The sequence below is a fragment of the Sediminihabitans luteus genome (genome assembly GCF_002797595.1).
Lineage (GTDB): Bacteria > Actinomycetota > Actinomycetes > Actinomycetales > Cellulomonadaceae > Paraoerskovia > Paraoerskovia lutea.
In genome coordinates this window covers 363,342-383,417 of record NZ_PGFE01000003.1, presented here as the reverse complement: position 1 = coordinate 383,417, position 20,076 = coordinate 363,342, and the positions used below count along the sequence as shown (strand labels likewise).

The following is a 20,076-nucleotide window of genomic DNA, read 5'->3' as shown; positions in this document are numbered from 1 at the left end:
TTCACGAGGCATCGACTCTCATGAGACATCCACCTTCATGCAGCACCCCCGCGCGAGCGGTACACGACGTACGGCCGGGCGACGTACGGGACGGGCGCGACGAACGCGTGCACGAGCCGGGTGAAGGGCCACAGCGCGAACAGCACGAGCGCCGCGACGACGTGCAGGCCGAGCACGAACGGCACGCCGTGCATGAGCGACGGGTCGGGCTGGAGCAGCCACAGGCCGCGGAACCACGGCGAGACGGTCGTGCGGTAGTCGTACCCGCCGTCGACGAGCTGCAGCTGCACCGTGGCCCACGTGCCCACGACGACCGACGTGACGAGCAGCACGAGCATCACGACGTCGCCCCGGGTCGTCGCCGTCCGCACGCGTGGCACCGTGGCACGCCGGTACAGCAGGATCACGAGGCCCACGATCGTGGCCGCCGCGGCGACCGTGCCCAACCAGGTCGCGGCCAGGTGGTAGGCGTGGTCCGTGACGCCGGCGGCCGCGGTCCACGACGCGGGAACCGCGAGGCCCGCGACGTGACCGAGCACGACCGCGAGCATCCCGTAGTGGAACAGCGGCGAGCCCCAGCGCAGCAGTCGTGCCTCGGCGAGGCCGGTCGGTCGGGCCGACCAGCTCGCGCGGTCGCGGCGGGCGCGCCAGACGGTCCCTGCGACGAGCAGCACGAAGCTCACGTAGGGCAGCACGCCCCACAGCAGCACGTCGGTCGCGCTCGTCATCGGCCGGTCAGCCCCCGGCGAACGGCGGCAGGACGTCGACGGTGACGTCGGCGCCGAGCGGCGCGGCCGGGTCGGTGGTGCGCACCCCGCCGACGAGCACCGAGCAGCGGGGGAGCACCTCGGTCAGCCGCGGACGGCGCGTGGTGACGTCCGTCAGGAGCGCGCCGAGCGTCGGGGCGTCCACAGCCTCGGACGGCGTCCCCGCGGCGTCGCGCGCCCCGGCGAAGTAGCGGACCTGGGCCACGTCAGCGAGCACCGCCGTCGAGGTCGTCGTCCGCGAGGTCGTCGTCCAGGTCGGCGGTCGCGAGGTCGTCGGGCAGGACGCCGTCGGGCACGCCGGGTGTGTCGCCTGTGTCCCCGCCGGTGTCGTCGGCGCCGTCGACACCAGCGGCGACATCGCCGTCGGCATCGCTGTCGCTGTCGCGGTCGCTGTCGTCATCGTCATCGTCGTCGAGGTCGGACGACCAGTCGAGCGCGAGCGTCGAGGCCTTGTCGAGCGCCTCCTCGACCGCGAGCTCGGGGTCCTCGCCCGCGGCGACCGCGGTCGCCGCAGCCCACCCCGCCAGGAACGTCGACACGGGCGCGGCCGGGCGCACGACCTGGTGCGCGGCGTCCTTCGCGAGGTCCAGCACGCCGTCGACGTCGACCGCGTCGGGGTCGACCCCCAACGCCTCGGCGAGCGCCTCGACCCACCGTTCGAGCTCTCTCACAGGACTCCTCCTCGCTGTGCGTCGACCGGGCACGACCCCTTGGGAGCATCGTGCCACGAGGTCGTGCGCGGCGGGAGGGCACGCCCCGCGCGACGTCCGGCCGGGCGACGGACTGTCGCGGCTCAGGCCTCGCGGTGCCAGTCGCCCGACTTGCCGCCGGTCTTGGCCTCGAGCCGCACGTCGGTGAGCTCGACGGACTTGTCGAGGCCCTTGACCATGTCGACCACCGCCAGGCCCGCGACCGCGACGGCGGTCAGGGCCTCCATCTCGACACCCGTGCGATCGGCGGTGCGGACCGTCGCGGTGATCGCGACCCCGGCGTCGTGCACGTCGAGGTCGACCACGGCGCCGTGCACGCCGATCACGTGCGCGAGGGGCAGCAGCTCGGCGGTGCGCTTGGCGCCGGCGATCCCGGCGATCCGGGCGACCGCCATGACGTCGCCCTTGGGCACGTCGCCCGAGCGCAGCGCTGCGACGACGTCAGGGCCGCACCGGACGGTGCCGGTCGCTGTCGCGGAGCGGACCGTGGGCTGCTTGGCGGTCACGTCGACCATCCGGGCGTGGCCCGCGGCGTCGAGGTGGGTGAAGGGGGTGCTCACGGGTCCACTCTCTCAGGCCGCGTGCACCAGCGGCACGCGTCAGTCGAGCAGCACGACCTCGACCCGGTCGCCCGGGCGCACCTGCGTGACGTCCTCGGGCACGAGGGCGAGCGCGTCGGCGCGCGCGAGCACCGAGGCGCGGTGCGAGCCCGAGCCGCCCGAGGTCGCCCGCACGGGAGTGACGCGTTCGGCGTCGTCGTGCACCACGGGCACGACCTGGAGTCGCCCTGGTGGCGAGGTCCACGAGTCGCCCGCGGCCCGGGTGACCGTCGCGCGTGCCGCCGCCGGCAGCCCGCGCAGCCGGTCGATCGCGGGCCGCACGAACAGCTCGGACGACACGAACGCCGCGACGGGATTGCCCGGCACCGCGATCACGGGCACACCGCGCCAGCGGGCCAGCACCTGCGGCTTGCCGGGCTGCATGCCGACCGCGGCGACGTCGGCGTCGGACGCCGCGGGGTGGGTCGTGAGCAGGTGCCGCACCACGTCGAGCGCCCCCGCGCTGACGCCGCCCGAGGTCACCACGAGGTCGGCCGTCGAGGCCGCCGCGTCGAGCGCGGCCGCGAGCGCGTCGGCCGTGTCGGGGACGGCTCCCCGACGGTCGACGACGGCGCCGGCGGCGCGGGCGCTCGCGGCCAGGAGGTACGAGTTGGAGTCGGGGATCTGGCCGGGGCCGGGGACGGCGGCCAGCTCGCTGCCGGTCGAGACCACGGTCACGTGCGGGGTCCGGTGCACCGGGAGCGACGTCAGCCCGACGGACGCGGCGAGCGCGACGAGCCGGGCGGTGACGACGGTGCCGGGCGCGGCGAGCGTGCTGCCCGCGGCCACGTCCTCGGCGCGGTCGCGCACGTGCGACCGGCCCGGGCGCACCGGGTGCAGCACCCGGATCTCGACGTGCGCAGGGTCGAGGGGTCCGTGCGCGAACGTCCCGGTCGAGGTGTCCTCGACGGGGACGACGGCGTCCGCGCCGTCCGGCACGGGGGCGCCGGTCATGATGCGCGCGGCCTCGCCGGGGCCGACGACGCCCGTCGGGGCGACGCCGGCCGCGACGTCCGCCACGACCCGGAGCGTGACGGGGGCGCCGGGGGCGGCCGCGCGGACGTCGTCCGCCCGCACGGCGTACCCGTCCATCGCGGCGTTGGCGAACGGCGGGACGTCGGCGCGCGCGACGAGCGGTGCGGCGAGGACGGCGCCCGCGGCGTCGTCGAGCGGGAGCGCTACCACCGGCAGCGGTGCGACGAGCGCAGTCACGCGTCCGGTGTGCTCGTCGACCGTCCGGGGCGGGGTCGTGCGCGGTCGGGGCATGCGGCCACCGTAGCGGGGCGAGCCCCGGCCGCACGAGCCCCGGCCGACGTCAGTCGACGATCTCGGGGTCGACCTTCTTGCCCATGTAGCGCTGCGTGAGCTTGCCGGCCTGCTGGGCCGCGAGCCGCCGCGCGAGCACCATCGCCGCACCCGAGACGGCGGCGAACGCGACCGCCTGCGCGATCCCGATCTCCGGGTCGTCCGTGTTGGTCGGCGCGTCGTTGCCGGTCGCGCGCTTCCACACCTGGCCGACGGCCTTCTGCGCGATCCACCCGGCGGCGAAGGTCAGCGCGATCGTCGCGACCTTCGTGGGCAGGTCGACGTCGTTCTCGTTCTTCTTCTTGCCCACTGTTCCTCCAGGTCCACGGTCGGTCGATGCCTCGCCCACGCTATCCGTCCCGCCACCCGGTCGCGCCCGGGGAGCACCGCGACGAGAGGTTAGGGTGGGCCTGAACGACAGGGGAGCGCCACCCTAGGGCGCTGAGAGTGCGGACCACCGCAGACCCTCGAACCTGATCCGGTTAGTACCGGTGGAGGAAGTCGGGCTTCTCGTCCCCGCACGCGCACCCGCGTGCGGAACCCCCTCCTTGAGTCCTGGGAGGACGTATGCGTATGCACAGCACGACCCGGCTCGCGGCGGTGGCCGGTGCCGCCACCCTGGCCCTGACCCTCACGGCCTGCTCGTCGGACGACGCGTCGGACGCGGCGTCGGACGGCGCGTCCGACACCGTCACGCTCGTGACGCACGACTCGTTCAACGTCTCGCCCGAGGTGCTCGAGGCGTTCGAGGCCGAGTCCGGCCTCACGGTCGAGCAGGTCGCGCCGGGCGACGGCGGCGCGCTCGTCAACCAGCTCGTGCTCACCAAGGACGCGCCGCTGGGCGACGTCGTGTTCGGGGTCGACAACACGTTCGCCTCGCGCGCGCTCGACGCCGGGGTGTTCGAGCCGTACACGCCCGAGGGTCTCTCGGACGACGCCGCGGGCCTCGTGCTCGGCGACGGCGCGCTCACCCCGATCGACATGGGCGACGTGTGCGTCAACGCCGACACCGACTGGTTCGCGAAGCACGACCTCGCGGTGCCCACGACCCTCGAGGACCTCGCGAAGCCGGAGTACGCGGACCTGCTCGTGGTGACCAACCCGGCGACGTCGTCGCCCGGCCTCGCGTTCCTCGTCGCGACCGTGGGCGCGTTCGGCGAGGACGGCTGGGAGGACTACTGGGCGTCGCTCGCCGACAACGGCGTCAAGGTCGTCGACGGCTGGGAGGACGCCTACTCGGTCGACTTCACCACCTCGGGCGGCGACCGCCCGCTCGTCCTGTCGTACTCGTCGTCGCCCGCGTTCACCGCGTCCGATGACGGCACGACGACGAGCACGACCGCGCTGCTCGACACGTGTTTCCGGCAGGTCGAGTACGCGGGCGTGCTCGCGGGCGCCGAGAACCCCGAGGGCGCGCAGCAGCTCGTCGACTTCCTCTCCTCGACCGCGTTCCAGGAGGACCTGCCGGGGCAGATGTACGTGTACCCCGTCGACCCCGACGCCGCGCTGCCCGCCGAGTGGGAGAAGTTCGCACCGCTCGCCCCGGCGCCGTTCGAGGTCGACCCCGCCGACATCTCCGCGCACCGCGACGAGTGGATCACGGCGTGGACGGCGACGGTCGTCGGCTGACGACGTGACCACCCGACGGCACCTGCCCGGCGCCCCGCGCGCCGGGCGGGTCCTCGCCTGGCGGACCGGCTGGGTGCTCGCGGCCGTCGTGCCGCTCGCGTTCCTCGGCCTCTTCTTCGCGTGGCCCGTCGCCGCGCTCGTCGCCCGCGGGTTCGTGGCGGACGGCGCGCTCGACCTCGGCGGGTTCGCCGACGTCTTCTCCGACCCGCGCACCTGGCGGATCATCGGCACGACGCTCGGGCAGGCCGTGGTCGGCACCGTGGCGTCGGTGCTGCTCGGGATCCCGGGCGCGTACGTGCTGTACCGGTGCGACTTCCCCGGCCGCGCCCTCGTGCGCGGCCTCGTGACCGTGCCGTTCGTGCTCCCCACCGTCGTCGTGGGCGTCGCGTTCCGGGCGCTGCTCGCGACGTCCGGCCCGCTCGGGTTCCTCGGCCTCGACCAGACGTTCACGGCGATCGTGCTCGCGCTGGTCTTCTTCAACTACACGGTCGTGGTGCGCACGGTCGGCGGCCTGTGGGAGCGCCTCGACCCGCGCGCCGAGCAGGCCGCACGGTCGCTCGGCGCCTCGCCCGCACGGGCCTTCCGCACCGTGACGCTCCCGGCGCTGACGCCCGCGATCGCGTCCGCCGCGTCGATCGTCTTCCTGTTCTGCGCGACCGCGTTCGGGATCGTGCTCGTCCTCGGACCGCTCGGCTACGGCACGGTCGAGACCGAGATCTACGTGCAGACCACGCAGTTCCTCGACCTGCGCACCGCGTCCGTGCTGAGCGTCGTGCAGCTCGTCGTCGTCGCCGCGGCGCTGCTCGTCGCGAACCGAGCGCGCTCGCGCCGCGAGCGCGCGCTGCACCTGACCTCGGGCACGAGCGCGCGATCCCTCGACCTGCGCACCGACGCCGCACCGCTCGCGGTCACCGCGGCCGTCGTGCTCGGCCTGCTCGCGCTGCCGCTGGGCACGCTGCTCGTGCGCTCGTTCGAGGTGCCCGACGGCTGGGGGCTCGACAACTACCGCAACCTCGGCACCACGGGCGGTGCGAACGCGCTCAGCGTCACCGTGTGGGAGGCCGCCGCGAACTCGCTGCGCACCGCCGCGCTCGCGACGCTGTTCGCCGTCGCCGTGGGCGGGCTCGTCGCGCTCGTCGTCTCCCGTCGCCCGCGCGCCCGCGCCGGCCGGCGTGCGCTCGCGGTGCTCGACTCGGTGTTCATGCTGCCCCTGGGCGTCTCGGCCGTGACCGTCGGCTTCGGGTTCCTCATCACGCTCGACAAGCCCCTCGGGCTCGACGTCGACCTGCGCACGTCGGGCCTCCTCGTGCCGATCGCGCAGGCCGTGGTCGCGGTCCCGCTCGTCGTGCGCGTGCTGCTGCCCGTGCTGCGGGCGATCGACCCGCGGCTGCGCGAGGCCGCCGCGACGCTCGGCGCGAGCCCGGGACGCGTGCTGCGCACCGTCGACCTGCCCGTCGCCGCGCCCCCGCTCGGCCTCGCGATCGGCTTCGCGTTCGCGACGTCGCTCGGCGAGTTCGGGGCGACGTCGTTCCTCGCGCGCCCCGACACCGCGACCCTGCCGGTCGTGATCTACCGGCTCATCGGCAAGCCTGGGGCCGAGAACTACGGCATGGCCCTGGCCGCGAGCGTCGTGCTCGCGCTGCTCACGGCGACCGTCATGCTGCTCGCAGAACGTCTGCGCGGCGACCGGACAGGAGAGTTCTGATGGCTGGGCTGGAGGTCCGCGGCGCCGTGGTGCGCTACGACGGCACGACCGCGGTCGACGACGTCGCGCTCGACGTCGCACGCGGCGAGGTGCTCGCGCTGCTCGGCCCCTCGGGCTGCGGCAAGTCGAGCCTGCTGCGCGCGGTCGCGGGCCTCGAGCCGCTCGCCGGCGGGACGGTGCGCTGGGACGGCGACGACCTCGCGGGCGTGCCCGTGCACCGGCGCGGGTTCGGGCTCATGTTCCAGGACGGGCAGCTCTTCGCGCACCAGGACGTCGCCGGGAACGTCGCGTACGGGCTGCGCGTGCAGGGCCTCGACCGGGCCGCACGGGCCGCCCGCGTGGGCGACCTGCTCGACGTCGTCGGCCTCGCCGGGTACGGCGACCGGTCGGTCGCGACCCTCTCGGGCGGCGAGAAGCAGCGCGTCGCGCTCGCCCGCTCGCTCGCGCCGCAACCCCGGCTGCTCCTGCTCGACGAGCCGCTCTCGGCGCTCGACCGCGCGCTGCGCGAACGCCTCGCGACCGACCTGCGCGCCGCGCTGCTCGCGACCGGCACGACCGCCGTGTTCGTGACGCACGACCACGACGAGGCGTTCACGGTCGCCGACCGCGTCGCCGTCATGGACGCCGGCCGGCTGCTCCAGGTCGCGCCGCCCGCGACGCTCTGGGCCGCGCCCGCGACGCGCACCGTCGCACGGTTCCTCGGCTACCAGGCGTTCGTGGCGGACGACGGGCACGACCTCGCGGTCGGACCGGCCGGGCTGCGGGTCGCGGACCCGGTCCCCGACGGCGCTGCGGTTCCGCACGGCGCTGCGGTTCCTGACGGCGCTGCGGTTCCTGACGACGCTGCGGTACCTTACGACGCTGCGGTTCCTGACGGCGCCGTGCCCGGAACCGACGGCTGGTCCGCGCGCGTGGTCCGCTCCGTCGTCCGACGCGGACGGCCCGAGGTCACGGTGCGCGTCGACCTGGGGGAGGGCGTGCGGGACCTCGTGGCGCTCGCGGCGCCGGGACGGGTCCCCGCGGACGGCGCCGCCGTGCGGGTCGAGCTCGACCGCGAGGGGTGCGCCGTCGTGGGGTGACCCCGTGGCGATCCTTGACCTGGTGCGTGGCCCGGGTGACCATGTGTCCGGATTGTGCGGCGACACCTCGTCCGTGCGGTGGAGGGGGAACGATGTCGACGACCAGGACGGCGCTCGCGCGCGCCTCGATCGTGGCGTTCGCGGCCGCGGTGGTGCTCTCGGGCTGCGGCGGGCAGGACCCGGCGCTCGACGGCGTGACCGGGCTCGAGACGGTCGAGGAGTTCGCGGAGCAGCACTTCGTGGTGCTCCCGGGGACCGTGCCCGAGCGGCTCGTCGGGCTCGACGCGCTCATGGCCTCGGGCGTGTCGTACTACGAGTTCTCGCGCGACGACGACGTGGTGGTCGCGGTGTGCGTCGGCACCGAGATGCAGTGCGCGCCCGCGGTCGAGGGCACGGTGCTGCGCGAGGGCGTGGCCGACGGGCTGCCGTTCACGGTGTGGGCGATCGCGCCCGCGGACGGCGAGGTACCTGCCGACGCGCGCGACTTCTGGACTGAGGTGGTCATGTCGACCGCTCCGGGCTGGCTCGACTGAGGTCACCGCGACGGGCTCAGCGCGACCGCCGGCTCAGCGTGACGTCGTGCGGCGCGCGACCACGACGGCGACGTCGTCCTCGACCCCGGCGTCCTCGAACGCGCCGATGAGGTACGCGCAGGCCTCGTCGGGGGTCAGCGTCGCGACGCCGCGCGCGACGTCCATCAGCAGGTCGAGGCCCTCGCGCAGCGAGCGGTCCCGTCGCTCGACCAGGCCGTCGGTCACGAGCACGAGCGCGTCGTGCTCGCCCAGGACGTCCTCGTGCACCGACCGCTCGTCGGGTCGTGGCAGGCCGAGCAGTCGACCGGGCGCCTTCGCGACCGTCACACCGCCGTCCGCGCGCACGAGGAGGGCCGGGAGGTGGCCCGCGTCCGAGATCTCGGCCCGACCAGTCTCCGGGTCGAGCACGCAGACGCAGGCCGTCACGAGCTCGGGGTGGTCCTCGCGCAGGGACTCGTTGACCAGGTCGAGGGCGCGGCCCGTGGCGTGCCCCTCGCGCAGGTACGCGCGCAGGTACAGGCGGACCTCCGCCATGACCGACGCGGCCCGCAGGGAGTGGCCCTGCACGTCCCCGATGACGACGGCGACCCGGCCGTCGGGCAGGTCGAACGCGTCGTAGAAGTCGCCCCCGACGTCGAGCCGCTCGTCGGACGCCGCGTAGCGGGCCGAGACCTCGACCGCGCCCCGGACCGTCAGCCCGTCGGGCAGGAAGGTGCGCTGCAGGGCGCGCGCGAGCCGCTGCTCCTCGGCGAACGTGCGCAGGTTGGCGAGGGCCACCACGGTCGCGTCCGTGAAGCGCTCGACCGCGTCGCGCTCCTCGGGGGTTGGCGTGCAGCCCGCCGCGTCGAGCCGCACGCCGAGGCCGCCCAGGAGCGTGCCGTCGCCGTCGCGCAGCCACACGGTCCACCAGGCGCCGTCCGCGACGCCCGCCTCGGCCAGCAGCGGACGCCAGGGCGCGGGCAGCTCGGACGCGGCGAACACGGCCGACGTCGGGCCGGTGGCGTCGGTCGCGGAGGGCGAACCGGGGGGCGGGACGGGTGTCGTGCCGCGGCCGCGCACGAGCGGTCCGTCGGCGTGCGCGCACACCGTGCGCAGCACCGTCTGGTGGTCGACCACCACCATCGCCACGACCGCGGTGCCGAGCACCGTCGCGGCCCCGCGCGCGGCGCGGTCGACGACCTCCTCGGGCGTCCTGGCCTCGTGCAGCGGGACGAGCGACGCGGTGAGCGCCTCGAACCGCCGTGCGGTGCGACCCGCCCCGCGCTGGGCGTCGTGGGTGCGGCACAGCGCGCGGACCGTCGCGACGAACTCCTCGCGGTCGAGCGGCTCGGGCAGGTAGGCGTCGGCGCCGCCCTCGAGGCCCGCGGTGCGCGCCGCGGCGTCGATCGCGGTCGCGGACACGTGCAGCACCGGCACGTGTGCCGTCGCCGGGTCCCGCTTGATCGCGTCGCGCACCGCCGGACCGGGGACGTCGGGCAGGTTGATGTCGAGCACGACGACGTCGATCGTCGCGACCGCGAGCTCGATCGCCGCCGTCCCGGTCGAGGCCTCGAGCACGTCGAACCCTGCCGCCCGCAGCCACGCGCACATCACGTAGCGGTGGGCGTCGGTGTCGTCGACGACCAGGACGGTCCGCGTGCCCGTCATCGGGGACCGCCCGCGCGGCCGAGCGCGGCCCGCAGGGTCGCGCGGTCGAGCGTCGACTTGGGCACGAACGTCGCACCGTGCAGGTCGGCGGGCTGGTCGCCGCTCGACATCAGGACCGCGGGCAGGTCGCCCAACTCGTCCCGCAGGCGCGCGAGCAGCTCGACGCCGTCCGTCCCGGGCATCCGCACGTCGAGCACGACGGCGTCGGCGGGGGAGTCGTTCAGCAAGGCGTGCGCGTGACGCGCGTCGTGCGCGACGCTCACGCGCTCGGCCTCGTCGCGCAGCAGGCCCGCGACGAGCGCGCCGTAGGCGCGGTCGTCGTCGACCACGAGGACGTGGCCCAGGCGCGCGGGCGGGCTCTCGGGCGCCGCCACCGAGGACGGCTCCTCGTGCGCGGGGAGCGTCGGCAGGACGAGCGTGAACTCGCTGCCCTCGCCGTGCGTCGAGCGGGCCGTGAGCCCGCCCCCGAGCGCCTCGGCCGTGCGGCGCGAGTACGGCAGGCCGAGCCCCGTGCCGCGCGCGCTCGGCTGCAGGTGGTTGGGCACCTGCACGAACTCCTCGAAGATCGCGTCGATCTGGTCCGTGGGCACGCCCAGGCCCGTGTCGGTCACCGTGAAGACCGTCGTGCCGTCGTCGCCGGCCCGCACGGTGAGGCGCACGGAGCCGGTCTCGGTGAACTTCGCGGCGTTCGAGAGCAGGTTCCGCAGGACGCGGGCGACGAGCCGACGGTCGCTCACGAGCGTCGCCGTCGGGGGCTCGCCCACCGCGAGGTCGACCCCCGGGCGCACGAGCGGCTGGATCGTTCCGCGCAGCTCGGCGAGCAGCTCGGCGAGGTCGATGGGTGCGGGGACGACGTCCTGGTGGCCGGCCTCGGCACGCGCCAGCTCGAGGAGCTCGTCGACGAGCGTCAGGAGCGTCGCGGCGCTCTCCCGGACGAAGCTCACCTGCTGGCGCTGGTCACCGTCGAGCGCCGACTCCTGCAGCAGCGACCCGAGGCCGATGATCGAGTTCACGGGCGAGCGCAGCTCGTGGCTCACGTTGCGCAGGAACCGCGACTTGGCCTCGTTCGCCGCGCTGAGCTGGCTCCCGCGCTCGTCGAGCTCGGCGTACAGCGCGACGACGCCCGAGTTGGTCTCCTCGAGCTCGGCCGAGAGCTCGTGGAACATCGCGACGACGCCCCGGTTGGTCTCCTCGAGCTCGGCGTTGAGGCGGCGCAGCTCCTCCTGCTGCGCGAGGAGCTCGTCGTGCGTGCGCAGCAGCTCGGCGTTCTGCACGCGCAGCTCGTCGAGGGCGTCCGCGGCGTGCGCCTGGCGGACGCTGCGCCGCAGGGCGGTGAGCGCGGCCGCGTCGGTCCGCGCCGACGCCGGCAGGGCGACGACCAGCACCGCGCTGCGGCCGTCAGGCGAGAGCACGAGCTCGTCGACGAGCCGCCGGGCGGCGGGGACCCCGCCGTCGGCCGTGGACCCGGACGCCGCGAGCGGGCCCGCGGCGACCACCTCGGCCTCGATCCGGCCGCGGTCGACGTCGTGCGCGAGCCGGATCGTGACGTCCGCGGGACCGAGCGCCAGCGCGGCCCTCCCGACCTCCGAGAGCGCGGTCGCGAGCCGGACCTGGCCGCGGGCCTCGTGGCCGAGCGCGCGCCCGATCTCCCGGCCCGCGCGCCGCAGCGCGAGCAGGTCCGTGTCGTGCGCGAGGTGCGCCGTGAGCAGCGGGGTGGTCATCGCGTCCCGACCACGGGCAGGACGAGCGCGCACGCGTCGTCGGGCCGTGTGCCGAAGTCGCGCACGAGCAGCCCGGCGACCACGAGCGGCGAGTGGCCCGCGACGCCCGCGTACGGGGTGAGGTCGGCACGGTCGGTGAGCCCGTCGCTGTGCAGCAGGACGACGTCGCCGCGCTCGACCGGGTGGCTGGTCTCCCGGACGGTCGGCGAGTGCGACCCCGCGATCCCGGGGTGGCTCATGAGCCGACGCACCCGCGTGCCGACCAGGGCGCCCGCGATGTTCCCGAGCCCGGCGTGCCGCAGCGTCGAGCCCTCGAGGCGCGCGACCGCGACCGCGGCGCCCCGGGTCCCCGAGATCGCGGCGTGCACGCGACGGACGTGCCCGACCGGTCCGTCGTCCGGCGCGGCCTCGAAGGCGCGCACGGCCGCGCGCGACGCGAGCGCCGCGAGGGGCCCGTGCCCGAGGCCGTCGGCCACGAGGACCGTGGTCGCGCCGCCGTCGTACCGCACCGCGCAGGCGTCCCCGCAGACGGTCTGCCCCGTCATCGGACGCAGGATCCCGGTGGGCTCGCGCAGGGCACGGGCCGCGGCGTCCGCTCCGCCCGGCGAGGCGAAGACCGCCGCGACGACCGTCCCGGCGCCGGGCGCGGACCACGCGTCCCACGCCGTCGTCAGGCGCGGGAGGGTCCCGAGGCCGATGCCGAGCGTGCCGCGCGTCGAGACGCCGTCGCGCATCGCGGCCGAGACGTCGCGCATGCCCGGGCCCGCGTCGACCGCGAGCACCTCGAGGGCGGCGTGCCCCGCGGTGCGCCGCACGCGCAGCAGGACCGTGCCCGACCCCGCGTGCAGCGTCTGGTTGGTCGCGAGCTCGGACACGACGAGGCCCACCTCGGCCGCGCGGTCCTCGCCGAGCCCGAGCCGGACGGCGGCGGCCTGCGCCGCGCGGCGCACGCCCCCCACGGCCGACGCGTGGTCGATCGTGAACCAGACGCCGTCGCCGAGCAGCTCGGCGTCGGGCACGACGGGCGTCGCGCCGGGAGCGCTCACCGCGACCACGTGGCGATCTCGACGCGCGTCCCGGCCCCGGGCGCGGTGTCGATCGAGAACTGCCCCACGAGCCGCCGCGAGCCCGAGAGCCCGAGACCGAGCCCGCCGCCGCTGGTCCAGCCGTCGGTCAGTGCGAGGTCGAGGTCCGGGATCCCGGGCCCCTCGTCGGCGAACGCCGCGCGCACGCCCGTGCGGCGGCCGTCGGACACGACCTCGACCTCGACGTCGCCCCCGCCGCCGTAGACGAGCATGTTGCGCGCGAGCTCGCTCGCCGCCGTGACGAACTTCGTCTGGTCGACGAGGGACAGGCGCGCCTGCTGCGCGAAGGTCCGCACGGCCTGCCGCACGCGGACCACGTCGGCGTCGGTGCTGACCGCGAGCCGCTCGAGCGTCGCGGTCGTCATCTCTGCTCGCGCTCGGCGGCCGCGGCGAGCAGGACGTCCTCGGCCGACTCCTCGTCGGGCTCGAGCATCGCGAGCCCGCGCTCGACGTCGAGCGCGGTCCGGACGCCGCCGAGCGAGAGGCCGAGCTCGACCATGGTGATCGCGACGGCCGGACGCATGCCGACGACGACCGTCTGCGCGTCCAGGACGCGCGAGATGGCGGCGACCGCGGCGAGCATGCGACCGATGAAGCTGTCGACGATCTCCAGGCCCGAGATGTCGATGATCACGCCGCGCGCGCCCGTGCGCGTGATGCGGTCGGCGAGGTCCTCCTGGAGCTGGAGCGCGGTGTCGTCCTGCAGGTCGACCTGGATCGAGACGAGCAGGGTCGTGCCGATCTTCAGGATCGGGACCGACTCGGTCACGCGAGCACCGTCGCTGCCGTCCGGCGGTCGGAGCGCAGCGCGTCGACCAGCGCGTCCGCGAGCGTCGCGCGCGTGCGGATGTCGCCGAACTCGATGCCGAGCGCGACGATGGTCTGCGCGATCTGCGGCCGGATGCCGCTGATCGTGCACTCGGCGCCCATGAGGCGGGCCGCGACGACCGTCTTGAGCAGGTGCTGCGCGACCTGCGTGTCGACCGCGGGAACGCCCGTGATGTCGATGATCGCGTGCGCGCTGCCCGTCTCGACGAGCGTGTTGAGCAGGGTCTCCATGACGACCTGCGTGCGCGCCGAGTCGAGCGTGCCGACGAGCGGCACGGCGACGACGCCCTCCCAGATCTTGACGACCGGCGTCGAGAGCTCGAGCAGCTGCTCGGACTGCTCGACGATGATCGCCTCGCGCGCGGCGGCGAACGACTCGAACGTGAAGAGCCCGAGCTCGTCGACGAGGCGCAGCAGCGGCGTCACGTCGGTCGTCACGCCCTGCGCGGACAGCCCGTACAGGCCCTCCTTGAGCGCGAACACGCCGACCGCGGTCTCGCGGGGCGTGAAGCCGAGGCGGGCGCGCGCGGACGAGACGTCGCTGAGGATCCCGCGCAGCTGGTCGAACGGCTCGTCGCCGATCCGCTCACCGCCCCGCTGGAGGCCCTCGACGAGCGCGTCGAAGATGTCGGCCTGCTCGCGCTCGAGCTCGCCGCGGGACGTGCGTCCGCGGAGCTCGTCGGCGACGGCGGTGATCCAGGCCGAGCGGACGGCGTCCGCGTGGTCGGTGAGGATCTGGGCGAGGGACTGCATGGCGACAGGGGGCATCGCGGTCTCCTTCCGGGGGAAGCGCGACCGCACTGCTCGAGCCGCCCCGTGAGTGTACCGAGATCGCCTGGGTGTCCCGGACGCCGCCCGCGGCGCCGCGGGCGACCGACGGGCTCGGGGTCAGAGGCCTCGCTGCCACAGCGCGACGACGCCCGACGGGGCGAACCCCATCGCGACGTTGATGTCGAGCATCGGGCCGTTCTCCTGCGCGTTCCACGTGTGCACGCGCTCGACCGACGGCCGGATCGCGGCGAGGGCGGCGAGGTTGGTCGCCTTCGCGAGCATCCCGAGGCGGCGGCCGCGGTGCTCGCGGAGCACGAGCGTGTCCTCCTGGAAGGCGAACGCCGGCTGGTCGACGGGGTGGACGAAGAGCGTGAACGCCACGAGGTCGCCCGTGGGCACGTGCTCGACGACGGTCATGAGCAGGCGCCGCCCTCCCGCGTGGAGCGCGTCGACGAGGTCGCCGTAGCGCTCCGCGTCCCAGCTCTCCTCCTCGAGCGCGGCCTCGCCCGAGGGCGCGTCGGTGCTCATGCGCTGCATCAGGTGCGCGACCTGGCCGAGCCGCTCCGGCGGGATCGCGTCGTCCCAGGTCACGGCCCTGTAGTCGGCGCCGGCCCGCGCCGCGGACGCCGCGCGCCACCCCTCGACCTCGGCCGGGTCGGCGGGCAGCGGGAGGATCGAGTGGCGCTCGACCTGGACGAGCGTCCAGCCCGCGTCGAGCACGCGGCGGACCGCCGGCGCGTCGGTCGGGACGCGGCCGCTGCCCGTGGGCGAGGTGAGCGACCCCGGCCCCTCGGCGGGCTCGTGCGCGTGCATGGTCGCCTGGATCGCGGTGGTGCGGCCCGCGGCGGTCGCGACCGCGGTGGCGCGATCGAGCAGCGCGGTGCCGAGCGCGGCGTCGGCGTCGTGCTCCGGGTGGACGACGACCGACACCTGCGCGAGGTGCAGGTTGTCGTCGAGCGGCACCTTGACCAGCGCGAACCCGCGGACGTCGGTCGCGACCGCGGTCGCCGGGTCCGTCCCCGCGGGCACCGCCACGAGGAGCGTCTTGCGCGTGTGCCGCTGGTCGGCCATCGCGGCGAGCACCGCGGGCGCGGGCGAGCTGAGGTCGTCCCAGCCGTGCAGCGCGGTCTCGGAGGCCGCGTCGACGAGGCACCGACCCACGTACGCCCACGCCTCCGGTGCGTCGAGGCTCGAAGGGTGCGGGGCCTCGACGACCAGCCAGGCGTCGTCCTGCGAGTGTGTGGTCATCCCCCGATCGTGTCGGGGCTGGGCGTGGCCGTCCACCGAATTCCGGTGCCGGCCACGCGCAGCAGGTCGGGGGCGGACGCCGCGGCGCCGGGTCAGCCCCGCAGCGCGCGGTAGTGCTCGACGAGCGCCCGCGTCGAGGCGTCCTGCGCCTCGATCACCGCGGTGTCGCCCGCGACGGCCGGGGCGAGCTCGACCGCGAGCTTCTTGCCGAGCTCGACGCCCCACTGGTCGAAGCTGTCGATGCCCCACACGACGCCCTGGACGAACGTGATGTGCTCGTAGAGCGCGACGAGCTGGCCGAGCACCGACGGCGTGAGCGCGGGCGCCATGATGGACGTCGTCGGGCGGTTCCCGGAGAACGTGCGGGCCGCGACGACCTCCTCGGCGGTGCCCTCGGCGCGCACCTCGTCGGCCGTCTTGCCGAACGCGAGCGCCTTGGTCTGGGCGAAGAAGTTCGCGAGGAACAGCTCGTGCACGTCGGTGCCGCCGTCGCTCAGCGGGTAGGCCGGGTTGGCGACCGCGATGAAGTCGGCCGGGATCACGCGCGTGCCCTGGTGGATGAGCTGGTAGAACGCGTGCTGGCCGTTGGTGCCGGGCTCGCCCCAGAACACCTCGCCGGTCTGCGTGGTCACGGGGGACCCGTCCCACCGCACCGACTTGCCGTTCGACTCCATCGTGAGCTGCTGGAGGTACGCGGGGAACCGGTGCAGGTGCTGGGCGTAGGGGAGCACCGCGTGCGTGTGGGCGTCGAGGAAGTTGACGTACCAGACGTTGAGCAGGCCCATGAGTACAGGCACGTTGCGCTCGAACGGCGTGGTGCGCACGTGCTCGTCGATCGCGTGGAAGCCGGCGAGCATCTCGGCGAACGCGTCGGGGCCGACGGCGATCGCGAGCGAGAGGCCGATCGCGGAGTCGACCGAGTAGCGCCCGCCGACCCAGTCCCAGAAGCCGAACGCGTTGGCGGGGTCGATGCCGAACGCCTCGACCTTGTCGAGCGCGGTCGAGACCGCGACGAAGTGCTTCGAGACGGCCTTGGTGCGGGCCTTGTCGGTGTCCTTGATCGCGCCCCGGGCCTGCAGGGACTCCCAGAGCCAAGCACGCGCGAGCCGCGCGTTCGTGAGGGTCTCGAGCGTGCCGAAGGTCTTGGACGCGACGACGAACAGCGTGCGCTCGGGGTCGAGGTCGGCGACGGTCGTGGCGACGTCGGTCGGGTCGATGTTGCTGACGAACCGCACCTCGAGGCCGGCCTGGACGTAGGGCTCGAGCGCCTCGTACGCCATGACGGGGCCGAGGTCGGAGCCGCCGATCCCGATGTTGACGACCGTGCGGACCTTCTTGCCGGTGACGCCGCGCCACTCGCCCGAGCGCACATTCTCGGCGAACGCGTAGACCTTGGTGAGCTCGTCCTGCACGTCCGCGTCGACGTCCTGGCCGTCGACGACGAGGTGGTCGGCGTCGCCCTCGGGCGCGGGGCGCCGCAGCGCGGTGTGCAGCACCGCGCGGTCCTCCGTGACGTTGACGTGCTCGCCCGCGAACATCGCGGCGAGGCGCTCGCCCAGCGCGACGTCGTCCGCGAGGCGGCGCAGGATCGCGAGGGTCTCGTCCGTGACGAGGTTCTTCGACAGGTCGACGTGGAGGTCGGCGGCGTCGAACGTCATGCGCGCGGCCCGGCCCGGGTCGGTCGCGAACCAGCCGCGCAGGTCGCCGCGGAACTGCGCGAGGTGGGCGGTGAGGTCCGTCCAGGCCGGGGTGGTCGTCGCGTCGATCGGTGCCGTGCTCACGTGGGTACCGTGCCTTCTGCTCGTCGGGGACTGGTGCCTGGTGCGGCACCCGGCGGAGAGGGTCGCCGTCGATCTGCTCCGGGACAAACCTATGCGTCCTGGGCGCGACCCGCCCTCGCGGTCTGCGCTGCGGGCACTCGTCAGGAGTGCTCACGAGCCCGTACAGGCCCGGCGGGCCCGCGCGCTCAGCCCCGACGGGCCCGCGCGCTCAGGCCCGCGGCGGGGCGGTGCTGCCGCGGCGCACGAGCGACGTCTCGAGCCGCACGTGCGGGTCGCGGGGCGTGCCCGCGAGCAGGTCGAGCAGCAGGCGCAGGGCCTCGGCGCCCATGCGGCGCAGCGGCTGCGCGACGGTCGTGAGCGGGGGCACGCACAGCGCGGACTCGGGCACGTTGTCGAAGCCGACGACGCTCAGGTCGCCGGGCACGTCGAGACCGAGACCGGTGGCGACCTCGACGGCGCGGATGGCGGTGAGGTCGTTCGCGGCGAAGACGGCGGTGGGTCGGTCGGGCAGGGCCAGCAGCTCGTGCAGGGGGTGGTCGGCCGTCTCGGCGCGGTAGCCGCCGACGCGCACGAGCGCCGGGTCGACGGGGACGCCCGCGGCGGCGAGCGCGTCCCGGTAGCCCTGCTCGCGCAGCCGCGAGCTCTCGAGGTCCTCGCGGCCGCCGAGGAACCCGATGCGCCGGTGGCCGAGGTCGAGCAGGTGGGTCGTGGCGAGCAGCGCGCCGGCGAGGTTGTCGGAGTCGACCGTGGGCGGTCCCTGCGGGCCGGTGTGCGGGTCGACGGCGACGACGGGGATGCCGGGGTTCGGGTTGACGACGGTCGGGGTCACGAGGATCGCGCCGTCGATGAGCGTGCCGCTCAGGCGCGAGAGGTAGCGCTGCTCCCAGCCGACGTCCTGCCCGGGGCGCCCGCCCGCGGAGTAGGCGAGGAGCTCGTACCCGGTGCCCGCGACGGCGTCGGAGATGCCCTTGAGCAGCTCGGTGCTGAAGGGCTCGAACTCGGCGACGAGGATCCCGATGACGTTGGTGCGGCTCGAGCGCAGGCTGCGCGCGACGAGCGACGACTCGTAGCCGAGCTCGGCGATGACCGACATGACGCGCTGCGACGTGGCGGGCGCGACGCCGTACCGCTCGTTGATGACCTTCGAGACGGTCGCGGTCGAGACGCCCGCGACCCGCGCGACGTCGCCGATGGTGACTCTCCCGGTGGGTTCCACGCGTCGACTGTACCGGCGCGACGAGGCCGCGTCGTGCGTCGTCCGCCGCCTCGGGCAACGGGTTCGGCGCAGGTGTCGAAATCGTTATCGAAATCGATTGACACGCACTCTCCGCGCCGGACAGACTGCGGGCGTCCAGTCAAAGACGACCGAGGAGACCGACCATGAGGCCGACCCGCCTCGCGACGACCGTCGCGATCGCCGCCAGCGCCGCACTGCTCGCCGGCTGCAGCAGCAGCGGCGACGACCCGTCCGCGGACGGCGACGTCACCATCACCTGGTGGCACAACTCGAACACCGGTGAGGGCAAGGACTTCTACGACGACGTCGCCGCGGAGTTCGAGGCCGACCACCCCGGCGTGACCGTCGAGGTCAGCGCCATGCAGCACGAGGACATGCTGACCAAGCTCGACGCCGCGTTCCAGAGCGGCGACGCGCCCTCGGTCTACATGGAGCGCGGCGGCGGCGAGCTCGCCGACCACGTCGAGGCCGGCCTGACCAAGGACCTCACCGACGTCGCGGGCGACACGATCGACAAGCTCGGCGGCTCGGTCGCCGGCTGGCAGGTCGACGGGCACACCTACGGCCTGCCGTTCTCGCTCGGCGTCGTCGGGTTCTGGTACAACAAGTCGCTGTTCGCCGAGGCCGGGATCGACACCCCGCCGACGACGCAGGCCGAGCTCGACGACGCGGTGACCAAGCTCAAGGCCGCGGGCATCGACCCGATCTCGGTCGGCGCGGGCGACAAGTGGCCCGCCGCGCACTACTGGTACTACTACGCGATGCGGGAGTGCTCGCAGGACGTGCTCTCGGACGCGGTCGGCACGCTCGACTTCTCGGACCCCTGCTTCGTGCGGGCGGGCGAGGACCTCGAGGAGCTCGTCGGGACCGAGCCGTTCAACCCCGGGTTCCTCTCGACGCCCGCGCAGTCCGGCCCCACGAGCGCGTCGGGCCTGCTCGCGACCGGCAAGGTCGCGATGGAGCTCGCCGGCCACTGGGAGCCCGGCGTCATGCAGGGCCTGACCGAGGACGAGCAGGGCCTCGGCGACGACACCGGCTGGTTCCCGTTCCCGGAGATCGACGGCGGCGAGGGCGCGCAGGACGCCGCCCTGGGCGGCGGCGACGCGTGGGCCGTGTCGCAGGACGCGCCCGACGAGGCCGTGGACTTCGTCCAGTACCTCCTCTCGGACGACGTGCAGAAGCGCTTCGCCGAGCTCGACATGGGCCTGCCCACCAACGCGACCGCGTCGCAGTACGTCTCGGACCCGTCGCTCGCGCAGCTGCTCGAGGTGCGTGACTCGGCGCCGTACGTCCAGCTCTACTTCGACACCGCGTTCGGCCCGTCCGTGGGCGGCGCGATGAACGACGCGATCGCGCTCATGTTCGCCGGTCAGGCCACGCCGCAGGACGTCGTGGACGCGACCCAGGCGGCCGCCGACGCGGAGATGTGAC

At 74.7% G+C, this 20,076-nt stretch carries 20 protein-coding genes and 1 riboswitch; of the genes, 5 read left to right on the top strand and 15 right to left on the bottom strand.

Going from position 1 to position 20,076, the window contains the following annotated elements; all coding sequences use genetic code 11:
- Positions 1-35 precede the first annotated feature (35 nt).
- The 6 genes from narI to CLV28_RS11410 all read right to left on the bottom strand — a co-directional run bounded on the left by narI (position 36) and on the right by CLV28_RS11410 (position 3,691).
- The gene (gene narI, locus CLV28_RS11435) at positions 36-728 is read right to left on the bottom strand and encodes a respiratory nitrate reductase subunit gamma (protein WP_100423426.1); all 693 of its coding nucleotides are present in this window, start codon (positions 726-728) and stop codon (positions 36-38) included.
- A 7-nt stretch (positions 729-735) separates the two neighbouring features.
- Positions 736-972 carry a MoaD/ThiS family protein gene (locus CLV28_RS11430; RefSeq protein ID WP_100423494.1) on the bottom strand — a complete coding sequence of 79 codons (237 nt, stop codon included), beginning with the start codon at positions 970-972 and terminating at the stop codon, positions 736-738.
- A 1-nt stretch (position 973) separates the two neighbouring features.
- Positions 974-1,438 (bottom strand): DUF6457 domain-containing protein, encoded by a 465-nt coding sequence (locus CLV28_RS11425; RefSeq protein WP_100423425.1) that lies wholly within the window; start codon positions 1,436-1,438, stop codon positions 974-976.
- Positions 1,439-1,560: 122 nt separating this feature from the next.
- Positions 1,561-2,037 carry a cyclic pyranopterin monophosphate synthase MoaC gene (gene moaC / locus CLV28_RS11420; protein ID WP_100423424.1) on the bottom strand — a complete coding sequence of 159 codons (477 nt, stop codon included), beginning with the start codon at positions 2,035-2,037 and terminating at the stop codon, positions 1,561-1,563.
- A 39-nt stretch (positions 2,038-2,076) separates the two neighbouring features.
- Positions 2,077-3,342, bottom strand: a complete 1,266-nt coding sequence (locus CLV28_RS11415) for a molybdopterin molybdotransferase MoeA (RefSeq protein ID WP_100423423.1) — start codon at positions 3,340-3,342, stop codon at positions 2,077-2,079.
- 49 nt (positions 3,343-3,391) lie between these two features.
- On the bottom strand, positions 3,392-3,691 hold the full coding sequence (locus CLV28_RS11410) for a DUF4235 domain-containing protein (RefSeq protein WP_239073066.1): 300 nt from the start codon (positions 3,689-3,691) through the stop codon (positions 3,392-3,394).
- Between the two features lie 99 nt (positions 3,692-3,790).
- Positions 3,791-3,898, top strand: a riboswitch (TPP riboswitch).
- A gap of 50 nt (positions 3,899-3,948) precedes the next feature.
- Between CLV28_RS11410 and CLV28_RS11405 the strand changes: the two genes are divergently transcribed.
- The 4 genes from CLV28_RS11405 (at position 3,949) to CLV28_RS11390 (ending at position 8,327) form a co-directional block, all read left to right on the top strand.
- Positions 3,949-5,010, top strand: a complete 1,062-nt coding sequence (locus CLV28_RS11405; RefSeq protein WP_100423422.1) for a thiamine ABC transporter substrate-binding protein — start codon at positions 3,949-3,951, stop codon at positions 5,008-5,010.
- Positions 5,011-5,014: 4 nt separating this feature from the next.
- Positions 5,015-6,715 carry an ABC transporter permease gene (locus tag CLV28_RS11400; RefSeq protein WP_373314233.1) on the top strand — a complete coding sequence of 567 codons (1,701 nt, stop codon included), beginning with the start codon at positions 5,015-5,017 and terminating at the stop codon, positions 6,713-6,715.
- Positions 6,715-7,794, top strand: coding sequence for an ABC transporter ATP-binding protein (locus CLV28_RS11395; RefSeq protein WP_100423421.1), 1,080 nt, complete (start codon positions 6,715-6,717; stop codon positions 7,792-7,794). The genes CLV28_RS11400 and CLV28_RS11395 overlap by 1 nt, the downstream gene beginning before the upstream one ends.
- A gap of 92 nt (positions 7,795-7,886) precedes the next feature.
- The gene (locus tag CLV28_RS11390; RefSeq protein WP_100423420.1) at positions 7,887-8,327 is read left to right on the top strand and encodes a hypothetical protein; all 441 of its coding nucleotides are present in this window, start codon (positions 7,887-7,889) and stop codon (positions 8,325-8,327) included.
- Between the two features lie 33 nt (positions 8,328-8,360).
- Here CLV28_RS11390 and CLV28_RS11385 read toward each other — a convergent pair whose 3' ends face one another.
- From CLV28_RS11385 to CLV28_RS11345, 9 genes are all read right to left on the bottom strand, one after another.
- On the bottom strand, positions 8,361-9,974 hold the full coding sequence (locus CLV28_RS11385) for a fused response regulator/phosphatase (protein WP_100423419.1): 1,614 nt from the start codon (positions 9,972-9,974) through the stop codon (positions 8,361-8,363).
- Positions 9,971-11,695, bottom strand: a complete 1,725-nt coding sequence (locus CLV28_RS11380) for an ATP-binding response regulator (RefSeq protein ID WP_100423418.1) — start codon at positions 11,693-11,695, stop codon at positions 9,971-9,973. Before CLV28_RS11380 ends, CLV28_RS11385 begins: the two co-directional genes overlap by 4 nt.
- Positions 11,692-12,741, bottom strand: coding sequence for an ATP-binding protein (locus tag CLV28_RS11375; protein ID WP_203968045.1), 1,050 nt, complete (start codon positions 12,739-12,741; stop codon positions 11,692-11,694). The genes CLV28_RS11380 and CLV28_RS11375 overlap by 4 nt, the downstream gene beginning before the upstream one ends.
- Positions 12,738-13,145, bottom strand: coding sequence for an ATP-binding protein (locus CLV28_RS11370; protein WP_100423417.1), 408 nt, complete (start codon positions 13,143-13,145; stop codon positions 12,738-12,740). The genes CLV28_RS11375 and CLV28_RS11370 overlap by 4 nt, the downstream gene beginning before the upstream one ends.
- Positions 13,142-13,549, bottom strand: a complete 408-nt coding sequence (locus tag CLV28_RS11365; RefSeq protein ID WP_211281471.1) for an STAS domain-containing protein — start codon at positions 13,547-13,549, stop codon at positions 13,142-13,144. The genes CLV28_RS11370 and CLV28_RS11365 overlap by 4 nt, the downstream gene beginning before the upstream one ends.
- Complete coding sequence (locus tag CLV28_RS11360) at positions 13,546-14,376, bottom strand: STAS domain-containing protein (protein ID WP_100423490.1); 831 nt, start codon at positions 14,374-14,376, stop codon at positions 13,546-13,548. The genes CLV28_RS11365 and CLV28_RS11360 overlap by 4 nt, the downstream gene beginning before the upstream one ends.
- 120 nt (positions 14,377-14,496) lie before the next feature.
- Positions 14,497-15,627, bottom strand: a complete 1,131-nt coding sequence (locus CLV28_RS11355; RefSeq protein WP_100423416.1) for an N-acetyltransferase — start codon at positions 15,625-15,627, stop codon at positions 14,497-14,499.
- A gap of 92 nt (positions 15,628-15,719) precedes the next feature.
- Positions 15,720-17,408 (bottom strand): glucose-6-phosphate isomerase, encoded by a 1,689-nt coding sequence (gene pgi, locus CLV28_RS11350; protein ID WP_100423415.1) that lies wholly within the window; start codon positions 17,406-17,408, stop codon positions 15,720-15,722.
- A 208-nt stretch (positions 17,409-17,616) separates the two neighbouring features.
- Positions 17,617-18,624, bottom strand: a complete 1,008-nt coding sequence (locus CLV28_RS11345) for a LacI family DNA-binding transcriptional regulator (protein WP_100423414.1) — start codon at positions 18,622-18,624, stop codon at positions 17,617-17,619.
- A gap of 164 nt (positions 18,625-18,788) precedes the next feature.
- Between CLV28_RS11345 and CLV28_RS11340 the strand changes: the two genes are divergently transcribed.
- Entirely contained in the window at positions 18,789-20,075 is a 1,287-nt protein-coding gene (locus CLV28_RS11340; protein ID WP_100423413.1) for an extracellular solute-binding protein, read from the top strand.
- Position 20,076 lies beyond the last annotated feature (1 nt).